The organism is Candidatus Methanoperedens nitratireducens (assembly GCF_900196725.1).
GTDB classification, from domain to species: Archaea; Halobacteriota; Methanosarcinia; order Methanosarcinales; family Methanoperedenaceae; genus Methanoperedens; species Methanoperedens nitroreducens_A.
On record NZ_FZMP01000225.1, the window covers coordinates 1 to 13,390 of the forward strand.

The following is a 13,390-nucleotide window of genomic DNA, read 5'->3' on the forward strand; positions in this document are numbered from 1 at the left end:
GTAACGTTCTACGGACATTACAAGAACTGGCATAAAGTGGCTATTGAGAATCTGATGAAACGTCTTGATGCGAACGGGAAAAATGTACCGATTCCATGGTTAGGGAATAGAAAAATTGAGGTCAGATTTAAATAGGGTTGTAACCTAAATTATGGCGTGGAAATCCCTGTGTTTACTTTGATAAATAAATTGATAATATTATTAATAATATTAACTATAGCTGTAGCCAATACCCAAGCAGATGATACATCGAATGAGATTGTAACAAAACAACTTTTCTTAGGAAATATACCTAAACAAATGATTGTAGGAGAGGCTTATAATATTGATGTATTTGTCCAAAATAACTTAGATATAGATAGTAATTTTCAGGTTATGCTATTCTTGCCTAGTACGTATTTTTATCCGACTAATGCAATCCAAACTATTAAGCTTAACAAGGGAGAAACTCGTAAAATCAAATTTTCTATTACCCCTATAAAAAAACATACTGGTATTCAAACAATTAAAGCTGTATTATTCTCTGTAAATAAAAAAAATACACCTTCTGAGTTGGGTTTTATTTCTACTAATTCTACCAATAATTCTACGAACGAGGTTTTTCAAACCAAGGAACTTGATGAAGTCGAAACTGAAATATTTTCAATCAAACAAAAATTTGATATTGAATATATCTATCTGATCATCATTGTAACTTTATTGGTTTTTGTGCTTTATTGGGCAATACGAAAGAAATTAGGGACTTTTTAATACAAAAACATAAACATCATTTTTTAGAATCACTAAGTCATAGTACTTTCTTATATTCATTTGATCCTGCCTTGTTGCTAAGAACTGGTAGTTAAATCCTTTTACCACTAAAAACCTTGGCCTGATAGCTTCCAAGACTTTTGTATCAACCCCTACTATTATTTTACCATTGATTTTGTCAATGTTATAAAAATTAAATAATATATTATTATTTTTTCTAAATCGTATTTATTAGTTGTTATAAGATATTCTAAATAAATAGTAGCATCCGTAGCAACTAAATCGTTTTCATTAATATTATTAATTATATATTTAGCGGCATATTCGTAACCACTTATTTTCCACTCAGAATCTTTATTGAGCGCTGGGGCTGTAGCTCCTATAAATATGAAAGAAATAATAAAAATAAATGAGAATAGCAGCAGGGCTCTATTTAATAATGATTTATAAGCATTAATATAAATATTATTATTTTTAACTGAATTGATTGAAACTATAGTTAGCTGTGAAAGCATAATTAAAAATGCTGGGAATACCCATAACTGATAGTTTTGATGTCGTGTCCCATAGAAGAACACGAAGGCATTAAACACCATATAAAAAACCAATAGATATGAATAATTAGATTTTTTGATATTTAGGGCGTAATAGAAGATTGTAACAGGAAAAAGAAATTGAGCTGCAAGTTGAAAAATAAAAAGCCAAGGAAGAGATTCAGTCGCCAGTCCATTAGAATCCATGATTGTGCTAATATACTGATTAAAACCTGACACAATCATTCCAAGAAGTGATGGGTATTGAATATAAGTTGGATTTCCAATTTTGAATCTTCCAAATAATTGAAAAAAGAAAGGGTTTACTGAGTTTATAATTATCTGAATTAAAAATGGTGAAAAAACTAATAATGAAACTAAAAAAATAATAATGTAGCGTCTCTCTAGTAATGATGTAATGGATAGATGTGACCTTTTGTTTAGATTATCCAACAAAATAAATAAAATCGATGCTAAATATAATAAGAATCCAATATATTTTGTACTAATAGCTAAACCAAGAAAAACTCCAGAAATCATTGCGGATTTTATATCAGTTGGTTTGTTATAGCTCTTCCAGAAGAAATACAGATAAGAAAAAATAAAAAAAATCAGTGGAACCTCTAGCATCACATATTTACTATATATAATATGGTAACTATAAAAGGTGAGAAGTAACGCCGACAGAATTCCTACCCTTTGGTCATATAGTTCTTTACTAAGATAATAAACAACAATAACTGTAAAGCTTCCATAAAATATAATTAAGACTCTGAAAATCTCTAAGGATCCACCAAAAAGATATGTAAGTACTGCCAGCTGGTAAGGGATTAAAGGGGGATGGTTTGTAGCCATCTGTTCCAATGGCCATCCCCAAGAATCGGCTAAAATAGAATATGCGTATCGTGAAAATCCAGTCTCATCAAGAACTACGGAAACATTCATGTAATTATAAAAACGTAAAAAAAAGCAAGGATAGTAAGTAAAATTACAACAAAAAACTCAACTTGTTTATTATAGTATGTCTTTTTTTGCATATTAATTATAGTTTCTGGAGTTCAGTAGCTAACACTTTTTAGAATACATCTCCATTAACCCTGTAATGGAGACGTATCCATGCAAACACACACATATTTGCAAGAAACCTTATTAGAACTGTTCGTAGCAATAAACTTAAAGCTCTCAAAGCCTTTAAGAATGAGACTATCCGCATTGATAGTTTGTCTTTTAGAAAATAACGAAGCTCACATCTGTAAACTTGGTGAGACCTTATCAATCAATGGTGTAAGTATGATGGCATGCATACAGCGCATACGCCGTTTTTTATCAAATAGACGGATATCACCGACCATAGTACTTGTACCTTTAATTCGTCTAATGCGTCCACTTCTTGAAAAGCTCCCTGAGATAACTTTAACAATGGATCGCACCGATTGGGAAAAACGCTGCAAGTACATAAATATCCTATCAGTTGCGATCAGTTACAAAGGACGTGCCCTCCCTTTATGTGGATGGTTTCCGGCAAGAAAGGAAATAGCTCTCTTGACCAGTGGAAACGTATCTTAGCCCCTGTCATCGAGGCATTGCAACAGATGGAATGGCTATCTGACAAGCTCATCCACATTGTCGCAGATAGGGAATTTGCCAGTCCCAAGCTTGCAGAATGGCTCAAAACCACATACAAAAACGTGGATGCAACACTGAGAATAAAAGCAAGTATGTATCTGAGCAGTACTGATTTACCAGAAACGGAGACAAAGGTAGCTTCACTGATACAGAAAATGGTCAAAGGTGACCGCTTTCTTCTATGCAATCAGATTCTAACACGAGCAAGTACCTTCCCTATGAACGTTTTGCTAACATGGGAAAAAGAATATGATGAACCGCTTGTTGTAGCAACTACTTCTCATAATCCAGAAAGTTCCGATAAAGTATACGGATTAAGGTTTGGTATAGAGCCCATGCATAAGGATTGGAAAACCAATGCATTTGAGCTTGAAAAAACAAGAGTGACTGACCCAAAGAGAATAGAAACACTCCTTATTGCAATCGCCTTTGCATATATTATATGCGTACTTGCAGGGGAACAAAAAGAAGATACAAGAGCTGTTAGAAAACCACCAAAGGGTAAGAACCGCATGGTTGGGCTTTTTCTTGACGGCATAAGGGCAATCTCAAGACATATCAGACGTGCAACTATGGAAAAATTCAGAGAATTTATTTCCGCTCTTATTCTACCGTTTTGTAAAGCTTGGAATATACACCCATCCAATATATTGCCCATCTGACATACCTTAATATCTAATAATTCGTATGAATATAGATGGATGCGTTTGACGGATAGTCCTCATCTTTTTAAGCAGTATACTGCGGTAATTTAAAAGAAAAACAGCCGGGTGCTACATAGCCATGTGAATGTTGGTCTGTAGCGAAAAAACATACCTGGGATCCCAAACATCCAATTCTATTTTACTACTTAAATTATTCACTTATGGGTACCTGGTGTAAAAGTGTTAGCTACTGAAGTTTCTGGAGCTAAATTCAGACAATCAAGATAGATATCCTAGATTCTTCAATCGTTCTCTAATTTTTGCTTCATCATCTTCAGAGAATTGAGTAGATTCGTTCATATCCGCTTTATCTAATATATCAGTATACCTGACTGGATTGTTTTCAGTATACATAGGATTGAATGCGTCAAGAAGAACTTTTCCATCCATATCTTTTGGTATCGGAAGACCCATTAAATACAAAATTGTTGGGGCAATATCTTCAATTTCCGCACCCTTTAGTATAAAATTCTTTTTTATATTATTACCTGTCAAAATAACAATCCCATTCATCCTGTGTGTACCAGAGATATCCTGAATAACTGAAGGTTCCATTAGTTTATTAGTTCTGAATGCGGAAAAAAATGGCGGGAAATAAGCATTTACATCTCTTCCTATGTAAGCCATATCTTTCATAATAACGGCAATATCCGGGGCATTATCGCTATATTTTCCAGAGAATACTTCCTTTGTAAGAACGTAATCCAATATATTTTCATTGGTATCAGGATCTTTAATTTGATTTAGCTCGTTAGTGACTTCTTCTATTACTTTTTTATACTCATCTCCTTTTTGGACTATTCCATAAGGCTCCCTTCCGTTCAAATTAATATATATTGGGCTTATGAATCCAATAGAATATGCTTTAGTTTGCGACCAATCTACGTCTGAATAAGAAAGGAATGGATTGGGTATTGATAATCTTTTTAGTCTCTTCTTTTTACTTGGGCTTCCAGTCCCACCGACATTTTTATTATCCGTTTTATTATTTTTCTTATTTTCAAGTAAACTCAGTATCATTTTCCGTGGGATAATTTTTAAACAATTATCAACCGTGAATCCTCTTTTAAAAAGCCAATACTTTAGTTGTGGAAAAAAGTCTCCTTTTATTTTCATTAAACCTTTATCTAATAAAAAATTATTAAAATATACGTATTTATATAAAGGACCAACCCCGTGATCGGACATTACTATCACACTAACATCATCCGTTATATTCTGAAGGATTTTTCCAACGACATCATCTACATTTTTATATACTTGGAAAATAGCTGAGCCGTATTTTTTCTCCAATTCTGGATCATGATTTGGATGGTTCTTGTCCATATACTTCCAAAAAAATGACATACAAGGTCTACCGCATGTATCTCTATGAAAAAAAACTCCCATTCGTATTTTTTCATTAAGTATAATGCAGTGTTTTTTTGGCTTTCCGTTAATTTTACCAATTCGCTAAGGTAGATGTCTTCTTTGCCGCTTCCATCTTTAAACATTTCATTAATGGTTATCCTGAAATCATTAATTTGTTTCATTAGTTCTGTTTTTATATCTGGAGGATATGTAAAATCGCTTGAAATTGATGGGGTCGTTATGACATCAGATACCATAATCCCATTTACTTCCTCAGGGGGATACGTCATAGGGTAATGCACAACGATTAGTTTCTTTTTTTCTTTGCTTAGAAGATTCCAGACAGCGTCGCATTTTCTATCTTTGCTGTCAACGGGCTGCAGATCAAAATAACTGTTCTCCCTGCGCTCCGTAAATTCAAAAAGACCGTGTTTTCCAGGATTTTTTCCCGTTGCAGCAGAGGTCCATGCAGCAGCAGTTATAGGAAGTCGTGAGAAGAGTTCCCCGCTTGCACCATCTTCAATTAGTTTTTTCAGATTAGGTAAATCATTGATCCAAGGATTTATTAAATCAAGTGTTGCAGCATCGATTCCTATCATAATTATTTTGTTTTTTCCCGTCATGATTCACACTCTTTATAACAGCTAAAATTTTGATATCTCTATCGTATGACTTAATAACGTACATGGAAAATCCATTGTGTGGATTACAGGATATGTGAAATAACATCTCAGTAGATAAATATTGCTATCGGAGATTTTTTATAGATTTAGTTATATGTGTACAATAATTAAATTCTTGAATATAATGATTCTCCTGGGTATCATTGAATTTGGTGAACTTATTGATATTTTTCACACAACGTTTAAACGTAAAACTTATACTTGTATAGATTATTAAAGCCAGCAGAATACTCCCATTTATATTATGTCAAACATTAACGAAAACACGGAATTAAAATTAATTAAAGATATAATTTTTGATTTTAGGTTTACTTTTGATCTGATAACTGCTATGGTTTTTCTTTTGACTGGTTTTATTATATCTGGTGCCAATTCGTCAACATTAAATTCCATAATGACTATTTTCATCATGTATATTTCCTCATTCCAAGCGCATTTATTTAATCATATTAAAGATAACCAGGGAGATATTTTAAATAAAAAAAGTATGGGCAATATCAATACTAAGATTAATCGCTATTACAATTTATTTTGGATTTTATTTTTTATACTTGTTTTTTTGCAAGCTTTTTATTTAGGTAATCCGTATATTACCATCTTCTGGATAGTTTTGGCTTCTATCAAAATTATATATTCGGCAGCGCTAATGAAAAAAGGTTGGCTTGGGATTATATCTATTTCAGTTGCATATGTTGCGTATTTCTACTATGGAATTGCTCTAGGTGGAACGCAAAATATTTCTGAAATTGTGGCTTATTCATCGATAGTATTAATTTTTCTATTGGGCACTACGCCGTTAAAAGATATTGGAGATCTAAAAGGGGATGCAGCGGTTGGGAAAATAACTCCAGCCATCATTCATGGAAGTAATCTTTTAAATGTATTGTCAAAAATTTTATTAGTGGCTCTTATTTTAAGCCTTTACTTTTCATATTTATATCCAAAATTTTGGTATATATATATTCAAGCTTTAATTTTTAATGTAATATCGGTGGTATTTCTACATCGTGGTGCCAAAGAAATGTGGGGTATTGTTTTTCAACTGAGGATGTATTTTATATCTATTGCACATTTGTGGGTACTGATTATATTAATTGGAAATAGGATTTAAAAATGTTCACCAGACGAAATATAGCTCTTTGTGCCTCCAGTGTAGCTGCGCATATTGGAGGAAATGGAAGATACATAAATTCTCTAATAGAAAGCTCAAGCAAAATGCCATCACTAAATCTGGACGTTTATGCGATAAAGTATGAAATAAAATCAAAACGCTTAAGAAAAATATGTTACTTAAAAAGAAACGACAATATTAATTATATACCGGTGAACGGGATTCCTTTAGCATTTCTTTTGAATTTTGCAGATCTAAGCTTTGCTTTTAACCTAATGAATAAAATTAAGCCAAAAATCACAAGTTATGACGTAATCCATTTTAATCAGATGCAGATGCCAAAAATAGTGGACTTTTTTTTAAATAATCATGAAAACATTGTATATACTCTTCATCACCCGTGGACGTTCGATTTGAAAGAGAACAATGACAAGATATTTTGGCATAGTGCCGTCAAGTTTGATAAAATAAACGCATTGAAAATTCCAAAAATTATCACGGTATCTAAAGACTCTAAAAGAAAAATTGTAAAAGATTATAATGTAATACCCGAAAAGATTCATGTCGTTTATAATGGAATTGATACAGATAGATTCAAATCTTTCGAAGATATTCAGAAAAACGAGAATCAGGTTCTCTTCGTCGGGGATACTACGAATAAACGAAAAGGATTTAATATCCTATTCAATGCATTTAAAAAATTCGTATTGAAAGAGATTCCAGAAGCGAAGCTGCATGTTGTTGGGAAACAAAAGGGTTTGGTAGATAGAAGTGTTTATTATCATACTTTCATCAGCGATGAGGAACTGGTAAAACTGTATAATTCTTCAATGCTAACTGCGGTACCATCTGTCTATGAAGCTTTCTCTTATCCGTGTGTGGAGAGCATGAGTTGCGGAACGCCTGTGGTAGCCTCCTCAAACGGAGGTATTCCTGAAGTAGTAGGGGACAATAAAACAGGATTACTTTCAGGATTAGATGAAAAAAGTTTAGCTGACAATATAGTATATCTTCTCGAAAACCAGAATGTTACCAGGGAAATGGGCAGGACTGGTATAAAAAGAGCCAGAGAATATTTCTCGCTTGAGAAAATGTTACAAGAAACTATAAAAGTGTATAACAGATGAAATACGTTTAAATCTTGGAGTTATAGCTGAAAAATTTTTTAATGTATGATTTTATACTAGAGATTTCTTCTTCTGGCAGTATTTTTAAAGTCAGAATCATAATTATGTAGAACAATAATGAAAGGATTGCTGAGATATATGTGGATATAAAATTGAATGTTAGCAAAAATATGAGAAATATCAAAGATATACAAAACATTTTTACTAAAATATTCTTATAGGAATTTGTCGGGAACAGTACATAAATATAATAAAAGAAGATGCATGAGCCCAATGCTTGGCTAAATAAAGTAGCTATACTTGCGCCCACAAAGCTATATTTTGGAATTAAAAAAAAGTTTAACAAAATATTTACTAGCGCTATCGCGGCTGTTACTATTGTGACTGTCGTCTGCCGTCCCATTGAGATGAATGTATCAAAATAAACGAAATTAAGAAAAACGAAGACCTCAGCCCATATTAATACCAATAATGCATCACTTGATGGCATAAATTCACTTCCGAATACCAACAAAACAATTTCTTTTGAAAACAAACTCGTAAGAATAGCCAAGGGAATACCGATTATGAGCATCATTTTAAACCCATGCTCGTGCAATGCTAAAAAATTGTTTTTATTAACTTTAAACTGCCGTATCATTAGTGGGAAAAATGATATCATCAATGTGACTGGGATTAGATTAAGTGTCTCAATAAGTTTAAATGCTGCAGAATAATAACCAACTGCAGTAAAATCTTTCATTAATGAAATCATGAATACATCAATTCTATGGTAAATCACAAAAAAAATCCTGCCAAGGTTAAGGGAAAAGATGGAATTACTATTTTTTTAATACAATTTAATTCAAATTTAAATATAGGTTTCACTAGTTTTCTGGAGTAGATTATATTTGCAAATAACGTGATAAAGTTAGAAATAATTATTCCTATTATCAAATGAAATATATTTCCTGCAAAGAAGATAAGTATAGCTACAAATAATAAATAGAAAATTTTTCCGATAGCATCTGAAAAAACCGAATATTCCATTTTTAAAAAAGTCTGAAAAACGGATTGATAAACTATTCTTAATGAAGATAAAAATAAAGTAATCGATGTAATGTAAATCAAAAATTTTGTGTAAGGAGGGTAATCGAGAAAAATAAGTATAATAATTGAAAGGAATATTCCCAACATAGGTAATATCGACCTAATTGTTAGTGCATTTCCAATGATTCTTTCTGCTGCACTTTCGTTTTTAGATAGTGCTCTAACTAAAACCTTATCCATTCCAGAAAGGCTTACGAAACCAAAAAAAGAAATATATATAAATACAAAAGAATAGATTCCAAAATCATTGCTACCTAAATAACGAACTAAATAAATGCTGATAATAAAATCAACAAACAAATTGAAAATACGACCGAAAAATACAATACCTGAGTTTCTAGCTGCCTGACTAATTGTAGGCATTTTAGTCCCTGTACTTATTTCTGTATAATGTTAGCGCGTATAGAGGGGCAGCTATAGAAAATAATGAGTAATAGTATTGAAGGTTCGCGAGGAAGCCTACCTTAAACTCCCATGAACCATCAGGAAGTTGCTTTGAGATGATAAAATCTATTAATTTATCGGACCGCGTTCTATCATAGTTTCCCTCTATTAAAGCCCACAAGATATGGGCGGCATCCTCAGCAGACTCTAAATCCTGTTCTAGAAGCCAGCTTAATGCTTCCTCAGTCGCCTCATTTTTAATATCATTTTTGTAGAGTGCTATGAGTGCCATGGAAGTTTCATAGATATGCGAAGAAGTATATAATCTGCTAGCCCGGAATCTTCCATTTGAATAATTATTAAGTAAAAAATTTAGTCCTTTTTTAATAGCTTTTGCCGCATTTTTCCTACCTTTAAAGTATGATAATGTAATCAAAACTCTAGAAGTTATATCTATTGATGGTCGAAAAGATTGATGCGAGTAAGCTCTAGACAAGAATCCATATCCTTTTCTATATCTACATATGAAAATGCAGATAGAATTGAATAATATTCCTACTATTGTAAGGAGTTTCTTTTTTACTATTCCTTCCAAGAATGGAGACCATGTCCATCCACCATTAGATTTTTGGCACTTTATTAGAAAATCCACTGTTTTATAATCAGTAGTATCTAAATTATTGGATATTATTTTTGCTAATAGGACTAAAGGCGTATCATCGGGATCAGGAAAATAGGAATTTGAAACATATGGGTATCCATCCCCTATATGTGTTTTGTTTAACCAGCAAATAATATCATCTATATTCTCACCAGAATTAGCGAGCGCTAAAGAACACCATGCTGTATCATATACATCCTGCCAAAGTATAGGGCGTAAACCACCATCTTCAGATATTGTTTTTTCGATCCACTCTATTGATTTTGAGGCTAATTCCTCTTCATTAAGTTGCTTTAATATATATGCCGCCCTTATAGTACATACAGTCAAACCACCATAAGAACCGTCACTGTTCAATGCTTTTTTCATAACATTTATAATTTTTTTGTTTATTTTTGCGTCTTTCTTTGATAAGAGCAAAAGAGCAGTTTCATGAAAAAACTGATAAAAAAAGCTTGTTCTATCATACCAAATTTTTTCAGGAGATAACTTGAAAAAGATTCCGTATAATGGTATCAAAGATATTTCATTTTCGGATAAATTGAAAGAGTATGTTAATTTAACATTTTTTAGTTGTTCCTTGAAAATAATTCTTTTATCGGTACCCTTCTTCTTTATTTCATTTTGACAATTGATGAACACTTCTTTAGCTAAAAACTCTTCGCCTGTTTCTTGAAGTGCTATTCCAAAAATCTCCGCTGCAATTAAGCATTTCTCCCATACTTTATTTTCGAGAAGATAGTGAGTAGCGCTTACTTTTTTTTCACCAGTTAAAACATATATCGACAGAGCCGTCGCTATATAACTTGAATTTATAACAGGAAATTCCCATGAAGATTTGCTTTTTCGATTTAACAGCCATGTCTTAGCGATATTTATTGAATGGTTTATGGTATCAGGAAAAATATTTGGATTCTGCAAATTTGATCACCAAATCAGTGTACGATAAAACGGCGGTACAATAATTTTCCCCTTACATATATGTTTTGTAAACCCAGAATTAATTTGGCATTGAACCACCTTCCCTAGTTTGAGCATGTTTTATATTTGCTAGAATCGGTTAAATTCTTAGGCCCGTGATATGGCGAATTAAACTCAGTATTTTGCGCTCATTCTCATCATAACAAATACATAATAATTATGATAATAAATATTATATAAAAAGAGTAAATATTATATATCATAAGAGTGTAAATTGGGCGAGTACATACGGTATAAACCAATTGGACGTCAACAAATGGATGGTTTGGAGCGAAATATATGTTTCCCATATTAAAAATACAGAAAAATTTGGTGGTTTTAATATTTGTTGTGCTAATAAATGCAAATATTACATCAGCAATACCTGATAATGCACAAAACGCAAACAATGTTAGAATCACATTTAAAGATGCAGAATTCTATTTTAATGCAAGCAACGGGGGGGAAATTACCGAATATTATGATTTAAAAATTGACCCGAATAAAACAAAAAATCTGGTTAATATCAGCATCCCGGGTACAATATGGGGGAATCTCTGGCCGTTATTTACCACAGGCTTTTACGATCCGTATAATGTTTCAGCTTTAAGCACCGGCGGATATTCAAAAGCAAGAGTTATTTTAAAAGAAAACTCAAGTAATCGCTTAGTTATATTCACATCATCAAAAATATCTAATTTAGACGGGGCAATTGTAAAAGATATTAAAAATAATCCTGTGCTTGTAAATACTACATGGACCTTCGATAATAGTACAGGTCTGATATTTGTAGAAAGAACGATATTCACGAACAATGATTTAATTATTCCACCCGGGTGGAGATGGTATCCTTTCTATTTCACACGTTCGAGCGGTTTCAAAAACAATGCAACCTATTATATGTTCAATACTACATTTTCAAAGACAGTCACATCCAGTCCATCGACATATATTAATAAATATAATAACTACACTCTTTTCCCCGTCAGTACAAATGGGGTTTTTGGGGTAGCAGTTCCATTTATGAACACCACTATTGAAGGCGATGGGGCACATAATATTATAATCACATATAACGCAGACGATTTATTAAAAACCGAATGGAGATCAGACAACTATAACGGTGATAAATTCCAGGTGACAGAGACGGGAGCGATCCATGAGTTTCCAACTACATTTAATATGAATTCTCACACCTATCACGCAGTTTTAGACTTCACTCATAAGCCGATAGACGAACAGAGTGTTATAAATTATGCCAAATATACAGATTCATTATTTCCAATATTTGATGTAAATTTAAGTATGGATAAATACGCGTATTCAAATGAAACTTACTCTTTAAATATAACAGGATTTTCCTATTACAACATGCCTTTAAGACCGGTATTAACTATTACTTATGAAAACGGCTCTATTTATGGCATGAAGGATTACGGAGTGCAGAGTTATTCAAAAAATCAAACATTTTCTAATAAATATTTGGACTATGCTTTAAGCCAGGATCAACCATACAATTTAACATTGAAAATACAAATACTATCGTTAACCAATGCAATCATAGCTCAATCCAATACAAAGATATCTATCCTTCCTCCGATGCAATTAACTATAACAACCGATAAACCGGTTTACAATCCAGGCGACCATTACTGGATAAACGTCTCAGGTAGGGTTAACCAGAATTTAACGAATATGACTCCTAAATTCACTGATGAAAACGACACTGGAATTAACTTGATCAAATATTATCAACCTCAAAATTATAAGACCGGTGAGACATTCGAATATACAATATTGAGCGGAACCATTCCGATGGATGAAAAACCCGGTAATCATACCTATACCATAGAAATACTCACTCCTGATAACACAAGTGTAGCCCAGGCAAATACCAGGATGTCAATCATCTCTCCAGTGGAACTGACCATAACGACTGATAAACTAATTTATTATCCAGCGGATTATTACTGGATAAACGTATCAGGGAAGGTCAACCAGAATTTAACGGGCATGACGCCTAAATTCACGGATGAAAACGATACAGGGATAAACCTGATAAAATATTATCCACCGCAAAACTATATATCAGGCCAGACATTCGCCATGACAATATTGAGCGGAACCATTCCAATGGATGAAAAACCCGGCAACCATACCTATACCATAGAAATACTTACTCCTGATAACACCAGCATTGCTCAGTCCAGTACAGGTACTAGAATTTTGCACCTTGACACCTCCCTGCCATCATAACTTATGGTTAATGTCCTCTAACCTTCCGGGGTAAATTCATTATACAAAACGATAGATGACTGAATGAATTCCGCAATCTAGCGAAATAGTATTTTTTATTACCGTAGAGTAATATTTGTCATTTTTACCCCGACAGGTCTCTGGACATTAACGTTA

General features: G+C 32.8%; 8 protein-coding genes and 2 pseudogenes. 5 read left to right on the forward strand and 5 right to left on the reverse strand.

From position 1 onward, the window contains the following. The first annotated feature begins 156 nt into the window (after nucleotides 1–156). The gene (locus MNV_RS16630) at nucleotides 157–750 is read left to right on the forward strand and encodes a hypothetical protein (protein ID WP_096207065.1); all 594 of its coding nucleotides are present in this window, start codon (nucleotides 157–159) and stop codon (nucleotides 748–750) included. A 158-nt stretch (nucleotides 751–908) separates the two neighbouring features. On the opposite strand, the pseudogene MNV_RS16635 reads toward MNV_RS16630, so the two are convergent. Continuing rightward, nucleotides 909–2,243 (reverse strand): annotated as a pseudogene (locus MNV_RS16635) (ArnT family glycosyltransferase); the annotation flags it as partial. A gap of 551 nt (nucleotides 2,244–2,794) precedes the next feature. Here MNV_RS16635 and MNV_RS16640 point away from each other — a divergent pair. Continuing rightward, nucleotides 2,795–3,571 carry a transposase gene (locus tag MNV_RS16640; RefSeq protein WP_218838056.1) on the forward strand — a complete coding sequence of 259 codons (777 nt, stop codon included), beginning with the start codon at nucleotides 2,795–2,797 and terminating at the stop codon, nucleotides 3,569–3,571. Between the two features lie 261 nt (nucleotides 3,572–3,832). Here MNV_RS16640 and MNV_RS16645 read toward each other — a convergent pair whose 3' ends face one another. Both MNV_RS16645 and MNV_RS16650 read right to left on the reverse strand, forming a co-directional pair. Beyond that, the gene (locus tag MNV_RS16645) at nucleotides 3,833–4,939 is read right to left on the reverse strand and encodes an alkaline phosphatase family protein (RefSeq protein WP_179294048.1); all 1,107 of its coding nucleotides are present in this window, start codon (nucleotides 4,937–4,939) and stop codon (nucleotides 3,833–3,835) included. Further along, nucleotides 4,858–5,562, reverse strand: a complete 705-nt coding sequence (locus MNV_RS16650) for an alkaline phosphatase family protein (protein WP_218838057.1) — start codon at nucleotides 5,560–5,562, stop codon at nucleotides 4,858–4,860. Before MNV_RS16650 ends, MNV_RS16645 begins: the two co-directional genes overlap by 82 nt. 328 nt (nucleotides 5,563–5,890) lie before the next feature. On the opposite strand from MNV_RS16650, the gene MNV_RS16655 reads away from it, so the two are divergent. Together MNV_RS16655 and MNV_RS16660 are read left to right on the forward strand one after the other, a co-directional pair. Then, the gene (locus MNV_RS16655) at nucleotides 5,891–6,757 is read left to right on the forward strand and encodes a UbiA family prenyltransferase (protein WP_096207070.1); all 867 of its coding nucleotides are present in this window, start codon (nucleotides 5,891–5,893) and stop codon (nucleotides 6,755–6,757) included. Between the two features lie 2 nt (nucleotides 6,758–6,759). Beyond that, entirely contained in the window at nucleotides 6,760–7,884 is a 1,125-nt protein-coding gene (locus tag MNV_RS16660; RefSeq protein WP_096207071.1) for a glycosyltransferase family 4 protein, read from the forward strand. A 378-nt stretch (nucleotides 7,885–8,262) separates the two neighbouring features. On the opposite strand, the pseudogene MNV_RS21395 reads toward MNV_RS16660, so the two are convergent. Both MNV_RS21395 and MNV_RS16675 read right to left on the reverse strand, forming a co-directional pair. Continuing rightward, nucleotides 8,263–9,336 (reverse strand): annotated as a pseudogene (locus MNV_RS21395) (oligosaccharide flippase family protein); the annotation flags it as partial. 1 nt (nucleotide 9,337) lies between these two features. Next, entirely contained in the window at nucleotides 9,338–10,939 is a 1,602-nt protein-coding gene (locus MNV_RS16675; protein WP_096207074.1) for a prenyltransferase/squalene oxidase repeat-containing protein, read from the reverse strand. 339 nt (nucleotides 10,940–11,278) lie between these two features. Between MNV_RS16675 and MNV_RS16680 the strand changes: the two genes are divergently transcribed. After that, complete coding sequence (locus tag MNV_RS16680; protein WP_096207075.1) at nucleotides 11,279–13,234, forward strand: hypothetical protein; 1,956 nt, start codon at nucleotides 11,279–11,281, stop codon at nucleotides 13,232–13,234. The last annotated feature ends 156 nt before the right edge of the window (nucleotides 13,235–13,390 follow it).

Excerpts from the sequence above, each read along its gene's own strand:
- MNV_RS16640 (WP_218838056.1), top strand. The coding sequence starts at position 2,795 with ATGGTTTCCGGCAAGAAAGGAAATAGCTCTCTTGACCAGTGGAAACGT.
- MNV_RS16645 (WP_179294048.1), bottom strand. The coding sequence starts at position 4,939 with ATGGACAAGAACCATCCAAATCATGATCCAGAATTGGAGAAAAAATAC.
- MNV_RS16650 (WP_218838057.1), bottom strand. The coding sequence starts at position 5,562 with ATGATAGGAATCGATGCTGCAACACTTGATTTAATAAATCCTTGGATC.
- MNV_RS16655 (WP_096207070.1), top strand. The coding sequence starts at position 5,891 with ATGTCAAACATTAACGAAAACACGGAATTAAAATTAATTAAAGATATA.
- MNV_RS16660 (WP_096207071.1), top strand. The coding sequence starts at position 6,760 with ATGTTCACCAGACGAAATATAGCTCTTTGTGCCTCCAGTGTAGCTGCG.
- MNV_RS16680 (WP_096207075.1), top strand. The coding sequence starts at position 11,279 with ATGTTTCCCATATTAAAAATACAGAAAAATTTGGTGGTTTTAATATTT.